The organism is Streptomyces pinistramenti, from assembly GCF_020564935.1.
Taxonomy (GTDB): domain Bacteria; phylum Actinomycetota; class Actinomycetes; order Streptomycetales; family Streptomycetaceae; genus Streptomyces; species Streptomyces pinistramenti.
In genome coordinates, this window is record NZ_JAJCXB010000011.1 from 24,796 (window position 1) to 45,322 (window position 20,527).

A 20,527-nucleotide genomic window follows, 5' to 3' on the forward strand; every position below is an offset into this window, starting at 1 on the left:
CGAGCCGTTGGCGCCCTGAACGGGGGCCCCGCGCCGGTCCCGCCCGTGGGCTCGCTCACCCCTCCCGCCGCACCCCCGGTGCGAAGCCGTGCCGCCGAGCGGTCGTGACGATCGCCAGCGCGACGGCGGCCAGCGCCAGCAGTACCCACGGGAACACGCCGGGCCCCGAGGACTGGAGCAGCATCCCGCCGAAGGCGCCGCCGCCGAAGATGGCGAGATTGAACGAGGTGGTGAGCATGGCGTTGGCGACGTCCGTGTCGTTGCCCGCCGCGTCCGCCGATGCCGTCTGGAGCTGGGTGGCCGATCCGCCGAAGGCGAAGCCCCACACCAGGACGGCCAGGCAGAAGGCCACCGGGTGGCGCGCCACGAGGGCGAAGGCGAGGGCGGCCAGGCCGAACGCGGCCACGCTGCCCAGCGTCAGCACCCGCAGTGCGCGGTCGACGAGGACGCCGGTCACCCAGATTCCGGCCAGCGCGGCGAGCCCGAACAGCAGCAGGGCGATGTCCACGCGGAGGCCGACGCCGGCGTAGGAGGTGAAGGGGGCGATGTAGGTGTAGAGGATGTTGTGCGCGAGCATCCAGCTGAACACCACCGCCAGAATCGGCGGGATTCCCGGGGCCAGCAGCACGCGCAGCAGGGGGGTACGGCTGCCGGCGGCCTGCCCCGGCACGTCGGGGACCTTCGCCAGCGCGAAGAGGGACAGGGCGACCGAGAAGACCGTCATGGCGCCGAAGGCCCAGCGCCAGCCGACGAGGGAACCGGCGAACGCGCCCAGCGGTGTGCCGATCGACAGTGCCACCGGTGTGCCGGCCATCGCGACGGCGAGCGCCTTCCCCTTCTGCCCCGGCGGCGCGATGCTGCGTGCGTACCCGGCCAGCATCGCCCACAGCAGCCCGGAGAACGCGCCTGCCGTGAACCGTGCGACGAGGGCGGTCGTGTAGTCGCCCGACAGTGCCGTCACGGCGTTGGTGGCGGCGAACCCGATGATGCCGGTGAGCAGCAGGGGCTTGCGGCGTATGCCCCTGGTGAGGGCGGTGGCCGGGATCGCGGCCAGCACCGTTCCCGCCGCGTAGGCGCTCACCAGCTGGCCGGCTCCGGACGCGGTCACGTCGAGCCCGCGGGCGATCTCCGGGAGCAGGCCGGCGGGGAGCGTCTCGGTCATGATGACGACGAATCCGGTCCAGGCCATCGCCAACAGCGCGGCCCACGGCAGGCGTTGGCCCGGCGGCGCCGCCTCGCGCTCGTCGTGGACGGGCGGTGCGTCATGCGTGCTGCTCACGGTGGTCCCCTCGGGTCGGGCTAGTTATGGATCGATTGATCCGTAACTAGACCACGCCCGGGGTGTCCCTCGTCAAGAACTTTCTGGATCGACTATTCTGTAAGTCGGCGGCTTCGGGGCCCGGGCTTCGGCGCAGGGGCTCGATCCGCCGGCTCGGACGTGTCGACCGACCAGGAAGGGGCGCGGAGCCGATGGCGCGAACGGGAAGGCCCCGGGGGTTCGACACCGGGCAGGCCGTCGACGCGGCGCTGGCGCTCTTTTGGCAGTACGGCTACGAGTCGACCTCGCTGGCGCAACTGCGGGAGGCGATGGGTATCTCGTCCGCCAGCTTCTACGCCGCGTTCTCGTCGAAGGAGCAGCTCTTCGAAGCGGTCGTGCAGCGCTATCTGTCCACCTACGGGCAGGTCACCGCCGTCGCCGCCGACGAAGCGCTCGCCCCGCGCGAGGCGATCGAGCAGACACTCCGCCGCTCCGTCCGCATGCAGACCGACCCGTCGCACCCCAGCGGCTGCCTGGTGGTGCTGGCCGAATCGACCTGCGCATCCGGGAACCAGCGGGTCCGCGACCTGCTCGCCGACCGCAGGGCCTGGGACCGCCGGAACATGACGGCCTGCGTCGAACGCGCCGTCACCCGCGGTGAACTCCCGCCCGGCACGGACCCGAAGGCGCTCGCAGCCGTATTCCACAGTTTTCTGCTGGGGCTCTCCACCCAGGCACGCGACGGCGTCCCGGCAGCGGACCTCGACGCGTCCGTGACGCACGTGATGCGGGTGTGGGACGGCATGGCTTCGGCTTTGCATCCGGTGTGAGTGCCGGGGGCGGGGCCGGATGCTGCCCCCCGTCCCCCCACGCGACAACCCTGACGGCCACCCGGCGCAAGCATGCAAGCATTCCGCATGCTTCTTGTGCTTTTCGGGCTACCCGCCGTGGTGGTACTCCTCGCGCTGACCCTGCTGCTGGCCGGTCATGCCAGGAGGCGGCTGCGGGGCGGGGGCGGAGTGCGGCTGGCCAGTCCCAAGCCGTGGGCGTTGGTGTGCGGTCTTGCGGTGGCCGGGGCGTTTTTGGTGTTCGCGTATGCGGAGGGGGCCTACTCGCCGGGGTTTTACGGGGACAAGACCTGTATGTGGCGGATGGGGGTGCGGGCGCACCCGTCCTCGTACAGCTACTTTCCGCTCAGCACGGTGTGCAGCGGGGGTGTGGAGATCGTTCCTGGCTGGGTGAATCCGGTGCTGGCGGGGCTGGGGGTGCTCGCGGTGGTGGCGTGCGTGGCGTTGCCGGTCGCGGCGGTGGTGCGGTGGCGGCGGCCGGTGGGGGACCGGGCTGCCTGACCGTGGGCGGGCGGCGCGGCGGAACTCCGGGAGTTTCAGGGCGTGTTCCGGCCCACGGACCTGACCGCTCCGCCCGCGTGGAGGCGGGTGATGCGCTGCTGGGCGGCGAGGCCGACGACACAGCCTGGTGACGTATCAGGCGACGTCCGCCGCGCAGTGGGGGACGTGCCTCAAACGCCGTGGGGCTGTTGATCTCTGCCATCATCGGCGGATGCTGAGCATCGGAACGATCGTGATGGGGGCTGCTGATGTGCGGCGGGCCGCGGAGTTCTGGAGCCGGGCACTGGGCTACGTCCCTCGCGACGGCGAGGTGGAGGACGACTGGGCGGTCCTGGTGCCGGCCGACGGTTCCGGTGCCGCACTGGCCCTCGGCCTCAGTACGACGCCCGTGCAGGAACACCCGAGAGTCCACCTCGACCTCTATGCCGGCGGCGCCGCCGATCAGGAAGCCGAAGTGGCGCGACTGATGTCCCTGGGCGCTGGACGCGTCGACTGGGATGCGTATCCGGATGACGCCGACTTCGTCGTGCTCGCCGACCCCGAGGGCAACCGCTTCTGCGTCATCGACACCGGCCACAGCTGACCGACACGGGGACGGCGGAACGCATGCGGGTGCGCGCGACGGGTCCGTGAAGTCCTGTCCGGCTCGCGGCAGGGCTTCACGGACCCGCGCTGGCTCAGAACCCCACGTCCCGGCTGCGGAAGTCGTCCAGCGATTCCCGCCGTACGAGCAGCCGGGCCCGGCCTTCGTGGACGGCCACCACCGGGGGGCGTCCCACCAGGTTGTAGCCCGAGGCCATCGACAGCTGGTACGCGCCGGCCACCGGCACCGCCAGCAGGTCGCCGGGCCGGACGTCGGCGGGCAGCGGCACGTCGGATGCGAGGATGTCGCCCGCCTCGCAGTGCCGTCCGACGACCGTCGCCCGGCACGTCGCGGTGTCCGGGCGGCGGCCGATCAGGCGCGGTGCGTAGCGCACTCCGTAGAGGGCCGGGCGCGGGTTGTCGCTCATCCCGCCGTCGACCGCGACGAACACCTGGCCTCCGGTGCGCTTGACGGCCAGCACCCGGTACAGCGCGATGCCGGCCGGGCCTGCCACCGCGCGACCGGGCTCGATGATCAGGCGGGGCACGGTCAGGCCGGCCGCCGCGCAGCTCTCGATGAGTTCGGTGCGCAGCCTGCGGGCCAGTGCCGTGAGGTCGAGGGCGGGCTCGCCCGGCCGGTAGGCGATGCCGTGGCCGCCGCCCATGTCCAGCTCGGGCAGCACGACGCCGTGCGTGTCGCGGATGCGGGCCATCAGGCCCACGACCCTGCGCAGCGCCGCGAGGTACGGCTTGACGCTGGTGATCTGGGAGCCGATGTGGCAGTGCAGGCCGGTCAGTTGGAGCTGCGGCTGGCCGATGATCCTGGCGATGGCGTGCTGCGCGGAGCCGTCGGTGAGGGACAGGCCGAACTTCTGCCCGTCCGTTCCGGTACGGATCTTCTCGTGGCCGCCCGCGGAGATGCCGGGGACGACGCGGACCATCACCTTCTGGTGGCCCTTGGGCCCGACCGCGGAGGCCAGCCGGGCGATCTCGGACGGGCTGTCGATGACGATCCGGCCCACGCCGAGCCGCAGCGCGGCCTCCATGTCGTGCGGCGACTTGGCGTTGCCGTGCAGCACGATCTGATCCGGCGGGAAGCCGGCCGTCACCGCGAGTTCCAGCTCGCCGGCCGAGCACACGTCGAGCCCGAGCCCTTCCTCGTCGACCCAGCGCACCATGGCCCGGGAGAGGAACGCCTTGGCCGCGTAGAGCACGTCGGCGTCGGGGAAGGCGTCGCGGTACATCCGGCAGCGGGCCCGGATCTCGCCCTCGTCCAGGAGGTAGACGGGGGTGCCGAAGCGTTCGGCCGTCTCGGCCAGAGCGACCCCGGCGACGGCCAGGCCGCCGTCGGGGAGGCGGGTGGTGGAGGCCGGCCAGACGGACAGGTCGTCGGCGTCGGCGGGGAGTTGGGGGAGAACTGCTGTGGTCATGGAATGAGGCCCCTTCAGGCGGTCCTGGCCGCGCGCCGGCCGTCGGGCGATGACGTGCGTGAGGCGGCGGGCGCGGCCGCGACCTGGGCGGCGGTGAACGTCGGGTCGACGGTCAGCAGCCGCATTCCCAGCGGCCTGGTCATCGCGCGCAGGACGGGTCCGGAGAGCCGGACCCAGGGCTGGTCGGTGCCGAGCGTGGCGGCCAGGCGTTCCCGGCTGGTGAAGGCGACGGCGGTGTGGGTGCCCAGCGGGGTACGGAACATGCGTACCGCCACCCCCACTCCTCCCGGCCGGACGGGCACGTACAGGGGTCCGGCCGGGACCGGTTCTTCCGGCTCGGGGTCGTCGTCGTACTCGTACAGGCACATGGCGGTCTCCCTGCGGGATCACGGATGGTGCGCCCGGGATGCGGGGAGGCAAGCCCGTGGCGCGCACCGAAGGTATCCCCGCTGTGCGGCGGCTACCGCACTCTCATGACGGGACCTTGACGGCTGCCGTCCCGGCCCTTGCGGATCACTGACGGCGGATCGTTGACGGGGGGCGCGTCCGACGTGCGCAGGGCCGGGTGTGGCGGGTGGGTACCGTTGCGGCGAGCGGCGGAAGCCGGTCATCGGCGCGGAATCGGGAGAGTGGTGCGTGGTGCTGGGAGAGCTGGGGTCCGTGGGAGCGGTGCTGCTCGGGATAGTGGTGCTGGTGGTGTACTTCCTGCCGTCCTACATCGGGTTCTACCGGCGCATCGACAACCGGTGGCTGGTGCTGGTCATCAACGTGCTGTTCGGGGCCACGTTCGTGGGCTGGCTGGTGGCGCTGTTCCTGGCCACGCGGAAGACGCGGGTCCGGCAGCAGGCGGCGTGAGCACGGGGCGGGCCCGCGCCGCCGCGGGAGTGCCCTACGGCGTCTCCCCGCGTCCCCCGCGACTTCGGCTGCGGAGCGAGCAACTGCTCGCGGAGCGCCGTGAGGTGATGCGGGGTCTCCCCTGCGCGGGTCTCGTCCAGTGTCGTCGGAGCGAGCAGCAGGGCATCCGTGACCACCAGGCCGGCCGGTGATCCGGCGGTGACGCCGGTGGGGGTGTGCGGCGCGGCCCCCAAGGTTTCCCCCAGCACGTCGGTGACGAAGACGGCCTTGGCGCCGACCGCGCGGGCCCGCTCCACCAGCACCGTGAACTCGTCCAGCGGGCGCCCCGGCGGGAAGACCACCACCGTGTCGCCGCGGCCCAGCGGCAGCAGCGCGTCGGCGAGCGCGAAGCCGGTGGCGCCCAGGAAAAGGGCCCGGCGGCCGGTTCTGGCGAGCATCAACGCGAGGCGGCGGGCGGCGAGTTCGGAGGCGGCGACGCCGTAGCAGAACACCTCGCCGGCCGGTGCGAGGGCGGCCGCCGTGCGCTGGAAGGACGCGGTTCCGGTCAGCCGCCGGGCGCACCCGATGCGTTCCTCCGCCTCGTCGAAGACGTCGTCCCAGATGCCCGCAGGTCCTGGCCGACGTGGGCGATGCGCTGCCGCAGCCGGACCTCGGCGGCCAGGCCGCGCGTGCGGCCGGTGACGTCGTCCGCGGGCCGTCCCGCGGGTCCGGCCCGCGACGTTTCTGGAGTCTCCATCACCGCCATTGACTTCCGCGTGACCGCCGTTACTCTCCTGGGCGACGCATTTCAAGAGAGCCACTCACGGAAATCGACGTTACGGCAGCGGGCCCTGCGCAGGGAGACACATGGCACAGCGCACCCTTCCGGTCATCGAGATCTCCGGCCCGCCGGCCGAGCGCGGCCGCCGGTACGGCGAGGCGGTGCGCGAGCGCATCCACGCCGCGACCGCCTACTACGAAGCCGCCTTCGGCGCCTCCAGCGGCCTGACCTGGGAACAGGTCACCGCCCGCGCCGCCCGCTGGCTGGCACCGGTCCGCGACTTCGCCCCGCACCTGGTCGAGGAGATGCAGGGCATCGCCGACGGCGCCGGGGTCGGCCTGCTCGACATCCTCGCCCTCAACGCCCGCGGCGAGATCATCTACGACAAATCGTTCACCGCGATGGCCACGGACGGCGGCGCGCACCCGGGCACCGCCGACGCCGGTGAGCCCGCCGAAGGCTGCACCTCCTTCGCCGCGTTCGGCGAGGCCGGCGGCGACGGGCACGTCTGGGCCGGGCAGAACTGGGACTGGCGGGCCGGTGTCGCCGACACCGTCGTCCTGCTCCGGATCGTGCAGCCGCCGAAACCGACCCTGATCATGCAGGTCGAGGCCGGGCAGATCGGCCGCCAGGGCGCCAACTCCGCCGGTATCGCCCTGAACGCCAACGGTCTCGGCGGCCGCTTCGACGACGCGATCGGACTGCCGCAGACCGTCGTACGGCGCAGCGCCCTGGACCGGCACAGCATCACCGACGCCCTCGACGTGCTGTGCCGCACCCGCGCGCACATCGCCAGCAACGCCCTGCTGACCTGCCGCGAAGGCTTCGCCATCGACCTGGAGACCACCCCGGCGGGGCACGGCTGGATGTACCCCACCGACGGTCTGCTGGTGCACGGCAACCACTACCAGGCGGGCATCCCGGCCGCGCTCGCCGCCGGATACCGCCCGATGGCGTCCGGCTCGCTGGTACGGGTGCCGCGCGCCGAGGCCGGACTGCGCGCGCTGCGCACCTCCACCGGGCCCGACGACTCCCGCCGGATCATCCGGGAGGCGATGTCGGACCACCTCGGCCACCCCGCATCGCTGTGCACCCACCCCGATCCCCGCACACCCCCGCTCAAACGCTGGGCCACGCTGGTCTCCTCCTGCGTCGACCTGACCACCGGCGACTACCACGCCACGGCCGGCACCCCCTGCGATCACCCCTACCAGCGCCTGCCGTGGAATCTCTACGACGGCCCCGGCGCACCCGCGGACCGCCGCCGGGACACGGGAGCCCGCCGATGACGCCGGGTGACCGTTCGGGCAAAGGACCGGACGTACACGGGCAAGGGAAGCGGCCGGCGAAGGGGCCCCGGCCGGTGGAAGCGACCGGTCGGCGGAAGGCCCCGCCCCGCAAAAGGCAGGAGCCCCTCTCCCCACCGAAGTGGAGGAGCGGGGCTCCTTGGGTACTGCGTTAGCTCGACCTAAAGGCTTTCAGGTCGGACCGGGCAACTCAGACCGGCGAAACGTTCTCCGCCTGCGGGCCCTTCGGACCCTGCGTGACGTCGAAGTTCACCTGCTGGTTCTCCTCCAGAGAGCGGAAGCCAGAGGCGTTGATCGCCGAGTAGTGGACGAAGACATCCGGGCCGCCGCCGTCCTGGGCGATGAAGCCGAAGCCCTTTTCAGCGTTGAACCACTTGACGGTTCCGGTAGCCATAAGCCCTCCTTGGGCCAAAGGGTTGCCCTGCTCCAGAACCTGCAAACAAGTCTGAAAACTACAAAAGCCTGCGGGTCACATGCTCCGCAGGCTCTGTACTGCAAGGGAAACCAAACTGCAACTTGCGCTGAGCGTAGCATGGGGCGCTCGTGAGGCGGAAGAGCCAAAGATCACGTTTACCCGACGGGCGTACCGGCCATGTGCGCCCCCGCCGTGCTGGCGTACTCCCCACAGGTCTAGCCTCCGCATGTGGACAATTCAACCTTTGGAGACGCGCCCGAAGACGCCGCTGCCGACATCCGTCGCAGCCGGCCGCGGGTGGGCCACATCCAGTTCCTGAACTGCCTGCCCCTCTACTGGGGCCTCGCCCGCACGGGCACCCTGCTCGATCTCGAACTCACCAAGGACACCCCGGAGAAGCTCAGCGAACAGCTGGTCCGCGGCGATCTCGACATCGCGCCGATCACCCTCGTGGAGTTCCTGCGCGCCGCCGACGACCTCGTGGCCTTCCCCGACCTCGCGGTCGGCTGCGACGGCCCGGTGATGTCCTGCGTGATCGTCTCGCAGAAGCCGCTGGACCAGCTGGACGGAGCACGGGTGGCCCTCGGGTCGACCTCGCGCACCTCCGTACGGCTCGCCCAGCTGCTGCTCGCCGAGAAGATCGGGGTCCGTCCCGACTACTTCACCTGCCCGCCCGACCTGGGCCTGATGATGCAGGAGGCGGACGCCGCCGTCCTCATCGGCGATGCCGCGCTGCGCGCCAACCTGCACGACGGGCCCCGGCTCGGCCTGGAGGTGCACGACCTCGGGCAGATGTGGAAGGACTGGACGGGCCTGCCGTTCGTCTTCGCCGTCTGGGCCGCCCGGCGCGACTACCTGGAGCGCGAGCCGCTGGTCGTGGAGAAGGTCCACGAGGCGTTCCTGGCCTCCCGTGACGTGTCGCTGGAAGAGGTCACCAAGGTCGCCGAGCAGGCGGCGCGCTGGGAGACCTTCGACGAGCAGCTCCTGGAGCGGTACTTCACCACCCTGGACTTCCGCTTCGGACCCGACCAGCTGCGCGGCGTCACCGAGTTCGCCCGCCGGGTCGGCCCGTCCACCGGCTTCCCCGCCGACGTGAAGGTCGACCTGCTGGGCCACTGACCGGCCGCCCGCCTCCCACCCCACGGCGGGAGGCGGCCGGAGGGGCGAAAACCCCTGGCGTACGCTGGACCGGTCCGTCAATACCCCTCCGAAAGGGACGCCCCGGTGACCGAGAACGCCGACCTCCAGTCCGTACTCGACCGCGCCGCACAGGGCGGCCGCATCACGCCGGAGGAAGCGCTCGACCTGTACCGCTCCGCGCCGCTGCACGCCCTCGGCCGGGCGGCCGACGCCGTACGCCGCCGCCGCTACGCCGGCACCGAGCACATCGCGACGTACATCATCGAGCGGAACATCAACTACACCAACGTCTGCGTGACGGCCTGCAAGTTCTGCGCCTTCTACGCCGCGCCCAAGGACACCGCCAAGGGCTGGAGCCGCGACCTCGACGACATCCTGCGCCGCTGTGCGGAGACCGTCGAACTGGGCGGCACCCAGATCATGTTCCAGGGCGGCCACCACCCGGACTACGGCGTCGAGTACTACGAAGAGCACTTCTCGGCGATCAAGAAGGCGTTCCCGCAGCTGGTCATCCACTCCCTCGGCGCCTCCGAGATCGAGCACATGGCCCGGATCTCCAAGGTGACGCCGGAAGAGGCGATCCGCCGCATCCACGCCGCCGGCCTTGACTCCTTCGCCGGTGCCGGCGCCGAACTCCTCCCGGCCCGCCCGCGCAAGGCCATCGCCCCGCTCAAGGAGTCCGGCGAGCGCTGGCTGGAGATCATGGAGACCGCGCACCGGCTGGGCGTCGAGTCCACCTCCACCATGCTCATGGGCACCGGCGAGACCAACGCCGAACGCATCGAGCACCTGCGCATGATCCGTGACGTCCAGGACCGTACGGGCGGCTTCCGCGCCTTCATCCCGTACACCTACCAGCCGGAGAACAACCACCTGAAGGGCCAGACGCAGGCCACCCTCTTCGAGTACCTGCGGATGATCGCCATCGCCCGGATCTTCCTCGACAACGTCGCACACATCCAGGGCTCCTGGCTGACCACCGGCAAGGAGGTCGGCCAGCTGTCGCTGCACTACGGTGCCGACGACCTCGGTTCGATCATGCTGGAGGAGAACGTCGTCTCCTCGGCGGGTGCCAAGCACCGCTCCAACCGCATGGAGATCATCGAGCTGATCCGCACGGCAGGACGGGTGCCGGCCCAGCGCGCGACCACCTACGAGCACCTCGTCGTGCACGACGACCCGGCCAACGACCCCGTCGACGACCGTGTCGCCTCGCACATCTCCTCGACGGCCATCGAGGGCGGCACCGCCCACCCCGAACTCAAGCTGATCGACGCCAACTGAGCCCGTGGCGCTGACACTTCACGTCGCCGAGTCCTCCCCGGAGGCCGCGGTGCTCGTCGACGGCGCGTCCATCGCGGCCGTCGGCCCGTACGAGGACCTGGCCGCCGTCCGCCCCGGAGCGCGGGTGCGGCGGTGGCCCGGCATCCTCACCCCGGGGCTGCTCAACCCGTACGGGCCCGAGCTGCTCGAAGACACCTATCACCCGGACCCGCGCGAGGCCGACGAGTTCGGCACCGAGCCGATCACCGGCGCACGCGCGCGGGCCCTCTTCCGCGCCGACCCGTCACGCCACGGCGCCAGCGCACGGCGCGGGGTGCAGCGGATGCTGGCGCACGGCACGGTCGCCATCGCAGGGGAGCTGCGTGGCCGGGCCGCCGTGGACGCGGTGCGCAGGGCCGGGCTCGCGGTCGGGCGGCGCCCGGAGAGCCTGCCGGGCCCGGCGTCCTTCTCGCCGGTCCCGCTCGTCCTGCTGCCGCCGCTGAAGCCGGGCGGCCCCGCCAGGTTCGCCGTGTTCGACGTGCCGGACCGGGCCGCGCTGGTCAGGCTCGGCGCCGCCACCTGCGTCGCCACGGTCATCGACGGACGCCTGGTCCACCGCCGCCGCTGACCCGACCGCCGCCCTGCGGACCGGGCCCGTGGGCGTCCTGCCACAATGGACGCGTGACCCGCGCATCCCTGGACAAGCAGCCGCACGAAGTCGCCGCGATGTTCGACGACGTGGCGGCGCGCTACGACCTCACCAACGACGTGCTCTCGCTGGGCCAGGCCCGACGCTGGCGCAAGGAGGTGGACCGGGCGGTGGCCGCACGGCCCGCCGAGCGGGTGCTCGACCTCGCGGCCGGCACCGGCACGTCCTCGCTGCCCTTCGCCGCGACCGGCGCCTACGTCGTGCCCTGCGACTTCTCCGTCGGCATGCTGGCGGAAGGCAAGAAGCGGCACTCCTGGCTGCCGTTCACCGCAGGCGACGGCACCCGCCTGCCGTTCGCGGACGCGGTCTTCGACGCCGTCACCATCTCCTTCGGCCTGCGCAACATCCAGGACACCGACGCGGCGCTCGCCGAGCTGTACCGCGTGACCAAGCCCGGCGGCCGGGTGGTGATCTGCGAGTTCAGCGAGCCGGTCTGGGCGCCGTTCCGCACCGTCTACACCGAGTACCTGATGCGCGCACTGCCGCCGGTCGCCCGCGCGGTCAGCAGCAACCCCGACGCGTACGTCTACCTCGCCGAGTCCATCCGCAGCTGGCCCAACCAGCCCGAACTGGCCGCCCGGATGCAGGGCGTGGGCTGGACGAAGGTCGCCTGGCGCAACCTGACGGGCGGCGTGGTCGCCCTGCACCGGGGGACCAGGCCGGCCGTCTGACGGGGTACGGGCCGCGCCCACCGGACCGTCCGCCCGGTGAACCGCGGCCACCCGCCCACCCGTTGGGCCCCGGTCAAAGATCCAGCCGGTAGCAGTGCCCCTCCCGCTGCGACCCCGGCGTGCTCACCGTCTCCGCCCGCCGCATCCCCAGCCGCCCGGCCACCGCCAGGGACCGCTCGTTGCGCGCGTCGATCATCGCGACGACGTGCCGTACGCCGCCCGCCCGTACGGCATCCAGCGCGGCCTCGGCCGCCGCCGTCGCGTAGCCCTTTCCCCAGTGCTCGCGGCCCAGCCGCCAGCCGATCTCTATCTCGCCCGCAGGACCCCAGTCGTCGTACGGCCACGGCTGGGCCCCGGTGAAGCCCAGTACCGCGCCGTCGTCCGGGGCGAGCAGCGTGTAGAAGCAGAAGCCGCGTTCGGCGTGATGCCGGCGCTGGCGGGCGGTCAGCTCGTCGTACACCGACAATTCGGCCGGTGCGCCGCCGTGGAATTCCATGACATCGGGGTGCCGGAAGGCGCGGTGCCAGTGCAGTGCGTCCTCGTCCGTGGGCACCCGCAGCTCGACGGCCGGGAGCGGCCTGTCGGTGGTCTTCGTCATCGGCTTCACGGGCCAACCCTTCAGGAGGTGATCACCAAGGCACCCATAGACTGCCCCTGCCCGGTGCCCTTCGGCACCCACATATGCAGATACCCCGATATCGACTTCCGGGAGACCCCCCGTGACCGAGTCCTTGACCGAGTCCGTGACCACACCCCGCTCGGAGAACAGCGCGGATGTGATCGTCGTCGGTGCCGGTCCTGCCGGCTCGACCACCGCCTACCACCTGGCCAAGTCCGGCCTGGACGTGCTCCTCCTGGAGAAGACCGCCTTCCCCCGGGAGAAGGTCTGCGGCGACGGCCTCACCCCGCGTGCCACCAAGCAGCTCATCTCGATGGGCATCGACATCTCCGAGGAAGCGGGCTGGCTGCGCAACAAGGGCCTGCGCATCATCGGCGGCGGCTCCCGTCTCCAGCTCGACTGGCCGGATCTCGCGTCCTTCCCCGACTACGGCCTGGTCCGCAAGCGGGACGACTTCGACGAACAGCTCGCCCGCCAGGCGCAGAAGGCCGGCGTCCGGCTGCACGAGCGCTGCAACGTCGGCGCCCCGATCATCGACGACCTGACGGGCCGCATCACCGGCGTGCACGCCAAGCTCGGCGAGGAGAAGACCCCGGTCACCTTCCACGCGCCCGTGGTCGTCGCCGCCGACGGCAACTCCACCCGGCTGTCCCTGGCGATGGGCCTGCACCGCCGCGAGGACCGCCCCATGGGCGTCGCGGTCCGCACCTACTTCACCTCACCGCGCCACGACGACGACTACCTGGAGTCCTGGCTGGAGCTGTGGGACCGCCGCGGCGCCCAGGACCGGCTGCTGCCCGGCTACGGCTGGATCTTCGGCATGGGCGACGGCACCAGCAACGTCGGCCTCGGCATCCTCAACTCCAGCTCCGCCTTCAAGGAACTTGACTGGCGCGAGATCCTCAAGGCGTGGTGCGCCTCCATGCCGGCGGACTGGGGCTACACCCCGGAGAACATGACGGGCCCGATCCGCGGCGCCGCCCTCCCGATGGCCTTCAACCGCCAGCCGCACTACACCAAGGGCCTCCTCCTGGTCGGCGACGCCGGCGGCCTGGTGAACCCCTTCAACGGCGAGGGCATCGCGTACGCCATGGAGTCCGGCGCCATCGCCGCCGAGGTCATCGTCCAGGCGCATGCCCGCGCCACCTACGCACAGCGCGAACTGGCCCTCCAGGGCTACCCGAAGGTCCTCAAGGAGACCTACGGCGGCTACTACTCGCTGGGCCGCGCCTTCGTGAAGCTCATCGGCAACCCGAAGGTCATGAAGATCGCCACTCAGCGCGGCCTGACCCACCCGCTCCTCATGCGCTTCACCCTCAAAATGCTCGCCAACCTCACGGACCCCACCGGCGGCGACGCGATGGACCGCATCATCAACGGCCTGAGCAAGGTGGCGCCGAAGGCGTGAGCCGCCCGCCAGGAGGTACGGCAGCGGCCCCTGTCATCCGGCGGGGGCCGCGTGCTGTGAGCCTGCTGCGAGGGTCAGCCCCTGAACGCCTCGCCCCGGACGCCGCCGACGAACGAGGACCAGGCGGCTGCCTCGAAGACCACGGCGGGCCCGTCGGGTGTCTTGCTGTCGTGGACGGGGACGACGCCGGGGAAGCCGTCGGCGACCTCGACGCACGCGCCGCCGTTCTGGTTGCTGTACGAGCTCTTGCGCCATGCCACCGTGCTGCCGTCCGGAGACCGCAGGAACATGGTGTCGCTGTTCTTCAGGGCGTGGGGTCCGACGGCGAACGGCACGGCCTGGATCGTGATGTTCCGCCGCTCGCTCATCTCCAGCAGGAGCTCCAGCTGCTGGCACCAGGCGGCGCGATCGGGCAGGGGAGTACGCAGCACGGCCTCCGACAGGATCGTGCGGAAGTGTGGCGGTTCCTTACGTTCCAGCAGCTCGCTGCGCCCAATACGCGCTTCCACCTGCCGGGACAGCTCTTCGCCGTCGAGGCCACCCGCGGACAGCAGTGCCTGGGCGCACTTCTCCGTCTGCAACAGGCCGTGGATCGTGCTCACCCCGTAGTGCCACTGGCTGACCGCTTCGGACTCCGGCGTCATGTAATAGCGGTATTGCTCAAGGAATTGGCTCCGGTCGGCCATCGCCGGCTCCCACAAGGTGGGGAACGAACAACGACGCGTCCCAGCCGAGAGCTTCGCCGAGCTGACGCAGGCTCTCGCCCCTCTGTGCCCGGAGTAACCGCAGCTCTTCGGCGAACCGTTTGCGGGCTCCTGGCTCCGGCCCGTGATCGCTCGTCGTGGCGGCATGTTCCGCCCCCTTCGTAGCAGGCGTGGCAGTAACGCCGTACGGCCGGGAACAACGGCCGTACGGCGTCGCCTCGTGCGCTGTAATGAACGCGCGCTCAAGGCTTTCCCGCTATCCAAAGTGGCCCAATTACCGTTATGTGTAATGGCGTTGGGGGTTGCAGGGGGAATTCCCGGCGTCGGCCGGATCGCCGGTGATCCGTCAGGAGGCCGGGACGCCCGAAGGGACCGTCGCCGGCGCGGACCTGCGGGGCTCCGGAGCCGTCAGCTCCCCGGCGCCCGCCGGGACGGGCACGGCGGCGAAGATGGCGTTCTGCTGGGCCTGGAGTTCGCGTACGCGCTCGGGCGGGGTGCCGGGCAGGCGCTGCTCCTCGTACAGCTTGTGGGTCTCCAGCTGGGCGGCTTTGCTCTCGGGGGTGTGGAACTGGACCTCGAAGAGCTGGCCCGAACGGGGCGCGCGCCAGGCGGAGTTGATGGCCTTGTAGCCGGACTCGCGCTTCCAGGTGTTGGCCCAGCGGGCGCTGTCGTTGCCCCAGGAGGACAGCAGTCCCGCGGCGGTGGCGACGCCGGCGCTGTAGCGGCCGGAGGGCCACTGGAGGGTGTAGCGGACCGAGTCGTTGATCTGCGCGAGCGATGCGTTGACGGTCTGGCCCGGTGTCTCCTGCATCCAGGTCGCGACCTTGCGCTTGAGCGAGTCCGGGGACTTCAGCCGCTGGTCGAAGCCGACCAGCTCGGCGTGGCTGAGCTGCGCGGCGGCCCGGATCTGCGGGCTGATGGAACGTTCGGCCTGCCGGGCGCGGGCGGCGAAGGCGTCGACGGCGGCGTTGTCGGAGGCGTTCAGGTTCAGGCCGTCCTGGTGCCAGCCGCCGTCGGTGCCGGTGTCCTGGCCGGTGGTGTGGGCGGACTTGGCGGCCTTCGTGGTGCCCGTCGGGGCGGCGGTGGCGGTGTGGACGGCGCCCAGGCCGAGGGCGGCGGCAAGGGCGGCGCCGGTGACGGCCCGGCTGACGGTGCGATGGGTGTTCATCGGAGTGCGGTGTCCCTCTCTGCGAGTGCCGCACGGTGCCGTGGAGGCAGGTGTGCGGCGGGTGGCGAGAGGTGCAACGGTCCGTCCGGCCCATCGGTAGCGGGCGCGCGGCCATGGGGGTGTACATGACCGGATCGTGGCGCCGTGCGGCGTGAACTCGCCGCAGAAGCGGGCCGTTCCGTGCAGCGGACAGGCGAAGGGCCGCCCCTCCCGAGCGGGGGAGGGGCGGCCCTTTTCAGGCGCTAGGGGACATGAGCGGCATAACGCACCGCTCGTGCCCGTGAGTTGTCGCCGGAGCGTGCCGGTGCCACGCGCCGCAGGGGCTCATGGCACTCAGGGCGGCTCAGAGGACGCGGACGGCGCCCGTGGGCTGGTCGTAGCTCAGCGGGCGCTCGACGATGCCCGTGCTGGAGTTCTGGGCGCCGATGAAGTTGCCGTTACCGACGTAGACACCCACGTGGTACGCGCTGCCCGCGCTGCCCCAGTAAAGGAGGTCGCCGACCTGGAGGTTGTCCAGGCCGACCTGGGTGCCGGCGGTCGACTGGGACTGTGAGACGCGCGGCAGGCTGATGCCGACCTGGCGGAACGCGGCCTGGGTGAGGCCGGAGCAGTCGTACGCCGAGGGGCCGGTGGCGCCCATCACGTACGCCTTGCCGATCTGGGCGCGCAGGAAGGAGACCAGGGCGGAGGTGCTGCCGCTGGAGACCGGTGCCGGCGTCTCGTCGGCGGCCGGGGTGGAGGCGCCGACGAGGGTGGTGCGCTCGGAGGAGCGCGAAGCGCGGGTCTGCGCCGCCTCCTTGGCCTTCCGCTCGGCCTCGGCCTTGGCCTTCTTCTTGGCCTCGGCCTTCTTCTCCGCCTCTGCCTGGTCCTTCTTCGCGGTCTTGGCAGCCGTCGTCAGCGCGCTGTCCTGCGCGGCCTGACGCTCGTAGGAGAGTGCGACCTGCTGGGTGGTGTCGGCGCTCTCGGCAAGGTCGGCGGCGAGCGCCGTGGTGATGGTCGGTATCTCCTGGGTTTCGGAGACCGGCTTCTCGGCGGCGTTGGCGGGCACACCGGCGCCGGCCACCGCGAGGGTGAGGATGCCACCGGTCACTCCCGCACGCAGTGCCCGCGAGGACGCGGAACGGCGGGGCTTCCGGTGGCTGGGTATGAGTGCGTTCGGGGACATGGCACCACGGCTATCAGGAGCCACAGGTTGCTGCCAACAAAGGTGGCCTGCACCACACTTGACGCGTACGCGATGAACAAAACGGACTTTTGACTGCCCGTCGGTTCGGCGGTGCGATGCCCGAAATTCGTGATCATGTTCCTACGCACGGCATTTGCAGCCGGTGCGGGGGTCCGGAGGCGCCTATCACCTCTCCAGGCGCCACGCCAAGGCTTCCCGCGAGTCAAGGATTTATGGCGCGAAGCCGGGTGGGATAGCTCACTCCTGAGTGTCCGTTATGTTCCCGTGACCTCTCTGCGGTGCGCGCTCGTGAATGCGCGCACGTACGGACGATCACGGCGGGGTCACGAGCGGGTCACGCCTGCGGGTGTGCGGCATATAGCAGTTGACGGTGTCCAGCGCCAATTTGCTTGTATCGGCCATGTCTTGATAGGGGCAATGCCGCCTGACCAGCGGTAACCCGCGTGAATGTCACCTCTCGTGATCACTCGCGCGCTTCACGTATGAAGATCACCGCTCATCCGGCTTCATGATCCTTCGTCAGGTGGTGGAGATCACAAAGACGTTGGTGCACCCCGTGTCGCAGATCACAGACCGTCGGGCATAAGATGCAGGCGGTTCGGGCTTGTGAACTGCCTCACATGCGCGCGATCTCCATGAGGTGAAGATCGAGTCCGGGCGGACCGCCATCCAGTCATCGTCGACTGAAGGGAGCGAGGACGGTGAACGCCTATGCGCCCATCCTCGTACTGGGTGCCCTCGGGGCAGGCTTTGCGATCTTCTCTGTCGTGATGGCCACGCTCGTCGGACCCAGGCGCTACAACCGGGCCAAGCTCGAAGCGTACGAATGTGGAATCGAGCCGACCCCGCAGCCGTCCGGCGGCGGTCGCTTTCCGATCAAGTACTACCTGACGGCGATGCTGTTCATCGTCTTCGACATCGAGATCGTCTTCCTCTACCCCTGGGCCGTCACCTTCGACGCCCTGGGGCTGTTCGGGCTCGTCGAGATGCTCCTCTTCGCGCTCACCGTCTTCGTCGCCTACGCCTATGTCTGGCGTCGTGGCGGCCTGGAATGGGACTAGGGGCCACCAATGGGACTTGAAGAGAAGCTGCCCAGCGGCTTTTTGCTGACCACTGTCGAGCAGGCCGCGGGCTGGGTGCGCAAGTCATCGGTCTTCCCCGCGACCTTCGGGCTCGCCTGCTGCGCCATCGAGATGATGACGACCGGCGCCGGGCGGTACGACCTGGCGCGCTTCGGCATGGAGGTCTTCCGCGGTTCGCCGCGACAGGCGGACCTGATGATCGTGGCCGGCCGGGTGAGCCAGAAGATGGCGCCCGTTCTGCGGCAGGTCTACGACCAGATGCCGAACCCGAAGTGGGTGATTTCCATGGGGGTTTGCGCTTCATCGGGCGGAATGTTCAATAATTACGCGATTGTTCAGGGCGTCGACCACATTGTCCCGGTTGACATCTATTTGCCGGGCTGCCCGCCACGTCCCGAAATGCTGCTGGACGCCATCCTCAAGCTGCACCAGAAGATCCAGGAGACCAAGCTCGGGGTCAATCAGCAGCAGGCGGCCCGCGAGGCGGAGGAAGCCGCACTCAAGGCGCTCCCGACGATCGAGCTGAAGGGGCTGCTGCGGTGAGCGAGCAGGACGACCCGAACGCACCCGGCCAGAATGTCCCGGCGCAGCGCGACGACGCCGGCGACCTCATCGCCACCCGCCACGGCATGTTCGGTGCCGCGGGCGGTGCCGACACCTCCGGATACGGCGGCCTCGTACGCACCGTCCGGCTGCCCGGCGCGAGCGGCCGGCCGTACGGCGGCTGGTTCGACGAGGTCGCCGACGAACTGGAAGGCGCCCTGGAGGAACAGGGCCTGGTCCCCGAGAACGTCATCGACAAGACCGTCGTCGACCGGGACGAGCTGACCTTCCACATCGAGCGGGAGTACCTCCCCACCGTCGCCAGGACGCTGCGCGACGACCCGGCGCTGCGCTTCGAGCTGTGCACCGGCGTGAGCGGCGTGCACTTCCCCGGCGACAAGGGCCGCGAGCTGCATGCCGTCTACCACCTGCGCTCGATCACCCACAACCGGCTGATCCGGCTGGAGGTCTCCGCCCCCGACACGGATCCGCACGTGCCCTCGCTCGTGGAGGTCTATCCCACCAACGACTGGCACGAGCGCGAGACCTACGACTTCTTCGGTCTCATCTTCGACGGCCATCCGGCGCTGACGCGGATCATGATGCCCGACGACTGGCAGGGCTTTCCGCAGCGCAAGGACTACCCGCTCGGCGGCATCCCCGTCGAGTACAAGGGCGCCCAGATCCCGGCTCCCGACCAGCGGAGGTCGTACAGCTGATGTCTTCTTCCCCCACCTCCCCGACGCCCGAAGCGCCGTCCGCGTCGCAGGCGCCGCCCCGCGAGACGACCGAGGGCACCGTCTACACCGTCACCGGCGGCGACTGGGACGAGGTCGCGACGGCGGCCGCGAAGTCGGACGACGAGCGCATCATCGTCAACATGGGCCCCCAGCACCCCTCCACGCACGGCGTGCTGCGGCTCATCCTGGAGATCGACGGCGAGACCGTCACCGAGGCCCGCTGCGGCATCGGCTACCTCCACACCGGCATCGAGAAGAACCTCGAATACCGGACCTGGACCCAGGGCACCACGTTCGTCACGCGGATGGACTACCTCACGCCGTTCTTCAACGAGACGGCGTACTGCCTGGCCGTGGAGAAGCTGCTCGGCATCACCGACCAGATCCCGGACCGCGCCTCGGTCATCCGCGTCCTGCTGATGGAGCTGAACCGGCTCTCCTCCCACCTCGTGGCCATCGCCACCGGCGGCATGGAGCTGGGCGCCACCACGATCATGATCTACGGCTTCCGCGACCGTGAACTCATCCTCGACGTCTACGAGTTGATCACCGGCCTGCGGATGAACCACGCCTACATCCGGCCCGGCGGGCTCGCCCAGGACCTGCCGCCGGGCGCCGTCGACCAGGTGCGCGCCCTGATCAAGAAGATGCGCAAGAACCTCCCCGAGTACGACAAGCTCGCCAGTGGCAACCCCGTCTTCAAGGGCCGCATGGAGGGCATCGGCTACCTCGACCTGGCCGGCTGCATGGCCACCGGTGCCACCGGCCCCCTCGTCCGCTCCGCCGGCCTGCCGCACGACCTGCGCAAGTCGCAGCCCTACTGCGGCTACGAGAACTACGACTTCGAGGTGCCGACCGCCGACACCTGCGACGCCTACGGGCGGTTCCTCATCCGCCTGGAGGAGATGCGCCAGTCGCTGCGGATCGTCGAGCAGTGCCTGGACCGGCTGGAGCCGGGTCCTGTCATGGTCGCGGACAAGAAGATCGCCTGGCCCGCCCAACTGGCCCTGGGCCCGGACGGACTCGGCAACTCCCTCGACCACATCAAGAAGATCATGGGCACCTCGATGGAGGCCCTCATCCACCACTTCAAGCTGGTGACGGAGGGCTTCCGGGTGCCGGCGGGACAGGCGTACGCCGCCGTGGAATCCCCCAAGGGCGAGCTGGGGGTGCACGCCGTCAGCGACGGCGGCACCCGCCCCTACCGGGTGCACTTCCGCGACCCGTCCTTCACCAACCTGCAGGCCATGGCAGCGATGTGCGAAGGCGGCCAGGTCGCCGACGTCATCGTCGCCGTCGCATCCATCGACCCCGTGATGGGAGGCGTCGACCGGTGAC

General features: G+C 70.6%; 22 protein-coding genes and 2 pseudogenes. 14 read left to right on the forward strand and 10 right to left on the reverse strand.

Annotated elements, in window-relative coordinates; genetic code table 11:
* Positions 1-55: 55 nt before the first annotated feature.
* Positions 56-1,279: an MFS transporter gene (locus LIU39_RS10690; protein ID WP_308409362.1), complete on the reverse strand. Its 1,224-nt coding sequence runs from the start codon at positions 1,277-1,279 to the stop codon at positions 56-58.
* 191 nt (positions 1,280-1,470) lie between these two features.
* On the opposite strand from LIU39_RS10690, the gene LIU39_RS10695 reads away from it, so the two are divergent.
* The 3 genes from LIU39_RS10695 to LIU39_RS10705 all read left to right on the forward strand — a co-directional run bounded on the left by LIU39_RS10695 (position 1,471) and on the right by LIU39_RS10705 (position 3,190).
* Positions 1,471-2,088: a TetR/AcrR family transcriptional regulator gene (locus LIU39_RS10695; RefSeq protein ID WP_227046404.1), complete on the forward strand. Its 618-nt coding sequence runs from the start codon at positions 1,471-1,473 to the stop codon at positions 2,086-2,088.
* A gap of 87 nt (positions 2,089-2,175) precedes the next feature.
* Positions 2,176-2,607 carry a hypothetical protein gene (locus tag LIU39_RS10700; protein WP_227046405.1) on the forward strand — a complete coding sequence of 144 codons (432 nt, stop codon included), beginning with the start codon at positions 2,176-2,178 and terminating at the stop codon, positions 2,605-2,607.
* Positions 2,608-2,818: 211 nt separating this feature from the next.
* Positions 2,819-3,190 carry a VOC family protein gene (locus tag LIU39_RS10705; RefSeq protein ID WP_227046406.1) on the forward strand — a complete coding sequence of 124 codons (372 nt, stop codon included), beginning with the start codon at positions 2,819-2,821 and terminating at the stop codon, positions 3,188-3,190.
* A gap of 94 nt (positions 3,191-3,284) precedes the next feature.
* Here LIU39_RS10705 and lysA read toward each other — a convergent pair whose 3' ends face one another.
* Together lysA and LIU39_RS10715 are read right to left on the reverse strand one after the other, a co-directional pair.
* A complete protein-coding gene (lysA, locus tag LIU39_RS10710; protein WP_227046407.1) occupies positions 3,285-4,619 on the reverse strand; it encodes a diaminopimelate decarboxylase in 1,335 nt (444 codons plus the stop codon).
* Positions 4,620-4,633: 14 nt separating this feature from the next.
* The gene (locus LIU39_RS10715) at positions 4,634-4,987 is read right to left on the reverse strand and encodes an SAV_915 family protein (RefSeq protein ID WP_227046408.1); all 354 of its coding nucleotides are present in this window, start codon (positions 4,985-4,987) and stop codon (positions 4,634-4,636) included.
* Between the two features lie 385 nt (positions 4,988-5,372).
* Between LIU39_RS10715 and LIU39_RS35530 the strand changes: the two genes are divergently transcribed.
* Positions 5,373-5,474 carry a hypothetical protein gene (locus LIU39_RS35530; protein ID WP_372463842.1) on the forward strand — a complete coding sequence of 34 codons (102 nt, stop codon included), beginning with the start codon at positions 5,373-5,375 and terminating at the stop codon, positions 5,472-5,474.
* Positions 5,475-5,746: 272 nt separating this feature from the next.
* Here LIU39_RS35530 and LIU39_RS35535 read toward each other — a convergent pair.
* Both LIU39_RS35535 and LIU39_RS35235 read right to left on the reverse strand, forming a co-directional pair.
* Positions 5,747-5,965: pseudogene (locus tag LIU39_RS35535) on the reverse strand (MurR/RpiR family transcriptional regulator); the annotation flags it as partial.
* A 53-nt stretch (positions 5,966-6,018) separates the two neighbouring features.
* Complete coding sequence (locus LIU39_RS35235; protein WP_308409364.1) at positions 6,019-6,210, reverse strand: hypothetical protein; 192 nt, start codon at positions 6,208-6,210, stop codon at positions 6,019-6,021.
* Between the two features lie 110 nt (positions 6,211-6,320).
* On the opposite strand from LIU39_RS35235, the gene LIU39_RS10730 reads away from it, so the two are divergent.
* The gene (locus LIU39_RS10730; RefSeq protein WP_227046409.1) at positions 6,321-7,523 is read left to right on the forward strand and encodes a C45 family autoproteolytic acyltransferase/hydrolase; all 1,203 of its coding nucleotides are present in this window, start codon (positions 6,321-6,323) and stop codon (positions 7,521-7,523) included.
* Positions 7,524-7,731: 208 nt separating this feature from the next.
* On the opposite strand, the gene LIU39_RS10735 is transcribed toward LIU39_RS10730, so the two are convergent.
* Complete coding sequence (locus LIU39_RS10735; RefSeq protein WP_227046410.1) at positions 7,732-7,935, reverse strand: cold-shock protein; 204 nt, start codon at positions 7,933-7,935, stop codon at positions 7,732-7,734.
* A gap of 249 nt (positions 7,936-8,184) precedes the next feature.
* Between LIU39_RS10735 and LIU39_RS10740 the strand changes: the two genes are divergently transcribed.
* From LIU39_RS10740 to LIU39_RS10755, 4 genes are all read left to right on the forward strand, one after another.
* The gene (locus tag LIU39_RS10740) at positions 8,185-9,075 is read left to right on the forward strand and encodes a menaquinone biosynthetic enzyme MqnA/MqnD family protein (RefSeq protein ID WP_372463840.1); all 891 of its coding nucleotides are present in this window, start codon (positions 8,185-8,187) and stop codon (positions 9,073-9,075) included.
* A 105-nt stretch (positions 9,076-9,180) separates the two neighbouring features.
* The gene (gene mqnC / locus LIU39_RS10745) at positions 9,181-10,380 is read left to right on the forward strand and encodes a cyclic dehypoxanthinyl futalosine synthase (RefSeq protein WP_227046411.1); all 1,200 of its coding nucleotides are present in this window, start codon (positions 9,181-9,183) and stop codon (positions 10,378-10,380) included.
* A 4-nt stretch (positions 10,381-10,384) separates the two neighbouring features.
* A complete protein-coding gene (locus LIU39_RS10750) occupies positions 10,385-10,987 on the forward strand; it encodes an amidohydrolase family protein (RefSeq protein WP_227046412.1) in 603 nt (200 codons plus the stop codon).
* Positions 10,988-11,040: 53 nt separating this feature from the next.
* Complete coding sequence (locus tag LIU39_RS10755) at positions 11,041-11,739, forward strand: demethylmenaquinone methyltransferase (RefSeq protein WP_227046413.1); 699 nt, start codon at positions 11,041-11,043, stop codon at positions 11,737-11,739.
* A gap of 73 nt (positions 11,740-11,812) precedes the next feature.
* Here the strand turns inward: LIU39_RS10755 and LIU39_RS10760 are convergent, their stop codons facing one another.
* Positions 11,813-12,337, reverse strand: coding sequence for a GNAT family N-acetyltransferase (locus tag LIU39_RS10760; protein WP_227046513.1), 525 nt, complete (start codon positions 12,335-12,337; stop codon positions 11,813-11,815).
* Positions 12,338-12,482: 145 nt separating this feature from the next.
* Between LIU39_RS10760 and LIU39_RS10765 the strand changes: the two genes are divergently transcribed.
* Entirely contained in the window at positions 12,483-13,766 is a 1,284-nt protein-coding gene (locus LIU39_RS10765; RefSeq protein ID WP_227046514.1) for a geranylgeranyl reductase family protein, read from the forward strand.
* Between the two features lie 107 nt (positions 13,767-13,873).
* Here the strand turns inward: LIU39_RS10765 and LIU39_RS35240 are convergent.
* The 3 genes and pseudogenes from LIU39_RS35240 to LIU39_RS10780 all read right to left on the reverse strand — a co-directional run.
* Positions 13,874-14,617: pseudogene (locus LIU39_RS35240) on the reverse strand (Scr1 family TA system antitoxin-like transcriptional regulator); the annotation flags it as partial.
* Between the two features lie 199 nt (positions 14,618-14,816).
* Positions 14,817-15,638 carry an ATP nucleotide 3'-pyrophosphokinase gene (locus LIU39_RS10775; RefSeq protein ID WP_227046415.1) on the reverse strand — a complete coding sequence of 274 codons (822 nt, stop codon included), beginning with the start codon at positions 15,636-15,638 and terminating at the stop codon, positions 14,817-14,819.
* A gap of 343 nt (positions 15,639-15,981) precedes the next feature.
* Positions 15,982-16,803, reverse strand: coding sequence for a C40 family peptidase (locus tag LIU39_RS10780; protein WP_227046416.1), 822 nt, complete (start codon positions 16,801-16,803; stop codon positions 15,982-15,984).
* 722 nt (positions 16,804-17,525) lie between these two features.
* Here LIU39_RS10780 and LIU39_RS10785 point away from each other — a divergent pair.
* The 4 genes from LIU39_RS10785 to LIU39_RS10800 are packed head-to-tail and all read left to right on the forward strand — an operon-like array spanning position 17,526 to position 20,526.
* The gene (locus tag LIU39_RS10785; protein WP_030262580.1) at positions 17,526-17,885 is read left to right on the forward strand and encodes an NADH-quinone oxidoreductase subunit A; all 360 of its coding nucleotides are present in this window, start codon (positions 17,526-17,528) and stop codon (positions 17,883-17,885) included.
* Positions 17,886-17,894: 9 nt separating this feature from the next.
* The gene (locus LIU39_RS10790) at positions 17,895-18,449 is read left to right on the forward strand and encodes a NuoB/complex I 20 kDa subunit family protein (RefSeq protein WP_227046417.1); all 555 of its coding nucleotides are present in this window, start codon (positions 17,895-17,897) and stop codon (positions 18,447-18,449) included.
* Positions 18,446-19,168, forward strand: a complete 723-nt coding sequence (locus LIU39_RS10795) for an NADH-quinone oxidoreductase subunit C (RefSeq protein WP_227046418.1) — start codon at positions 18,446-18,448, stop codon at positions 19,166-19,168. The genes LIU39_RS10790 and LIU39_RS10795 overlap by 4 nt, the downstream gene beginning before the upstream one ends.
* The gene (locus LIU39_RS10800; protein WP_227046419.1) at positions 19,168-20,526 is read left to right on the forward strand and encodes an NADH-quinone oxidoreductase subunit D; all 1,359 of its coding nucleotides are present in this window, start codon (positions 19,168-19,170) and stop codon (positions 20,524-20,526) included. The genes LIU39_RS10795 and LIU39_RS10800 overlap by 1 nt, the downstream gene beginning before the upstream one ends.
* The last annotated feature ends 1 nt before the right edge of the window (position 20,527 follow it).

Excerpts from the sequence above, each read along its gene's own strand:
- LIU39_RS10695 (WP_227046404.1), top strand. The coding sequence starts at position 1,471 with ATGGCGCGAACGGGAAGGCCCCGGGGGTTCGACACCGGGCAGGCCGTC.
- LIU39_RS10700 (WP_227046405.1), top strand. The coding sequence starts at position 2,176 with ATGCTTCTTGTGCTTTTCGGGCTACCCGCCGTGGTGGTACTCCTCGCG.
- LIU39_RS10705 (WP_227046406.1), top strand. The coding sequence starts at position 2,819 with ATGCTGAGCATCGGAACGATCGTGATGGGGGCTGCTGATGTGCGGCGG.
- lysA (WP_227046407.1), bottom strand. The coding sequence starts at position 4,619 with ATGACCACAGCAGTTCTCCCCCAACTCCCCGCCGACGCCGACGACCTG.
- LIU39_RS10715 (WP_227046408.1), bottom strand. The coding sequence starts at position 4,987 with ATGTGCCTGTACGAGTACGACGACGACCCCGAGCCGGAAGAACCGGTC.
- LIU39_RS35235 (WP_308409364.1), bottom strand. The coding sequence starts at position 6,210 with ATGGAGACTCCAGAAACGTCGCGGGCCGGACCCGCGGGACGGCCCGCG.
- LIU39_RS10730 (WP_227046409.1), top strand. The coding sequence starts at position 6,321 with ATGGCACAGCGCACCCTTCCGGTCATCGAGATCTCCGGCCCGCCGGCC.
- LIU39_RS10735 (WP_227046410.1), bottom strand. The coding sequence starts at position 7,935 with ATGGCTACCGGAACCGTCAAGTGGTTCAACGCTGAAAAGGGCTTCGGC.
- LIU39_RS10760 (WP_227046513.1), bottom strand. The coding sequence starts at position 12,337 with ATGACGAAGACCACCGACAGGCCGCTCCCGGCCGTCGAGCTGCGGGTG.
- LIU39_RS10775 (WP_227046415.1), bottom strand. The coding sequence starts at position 15,638 with ATGAACACCCATCGCACCGTCAGCCGGGCCGTCACCGGCGCCGCCCTT.
- LIU39_RS10780 (WP_227046416.1), bottom strand. The coding sequence starts at position 16,803 with ATGTCCCCGAACGCACTCATACCCAGCCACCGGAAGCCCCGCCGTTCC.
- LIU39_RS10790 (WP_227046417.1), top strand. The coding sequence starts at position 17,895 with ATGGGACTTGAAGAGAAGCTGCCCAGCGGCTTTTTGCTGACCACTGTC.
- LIU39_RS10800 (WP_227046419.1), top strand. The coding sequence starts at position 19,168 with ATGTCTTCTTCCCCCACCTCCCCGACGCCCGAAGCGCCGTCCGCGTCG.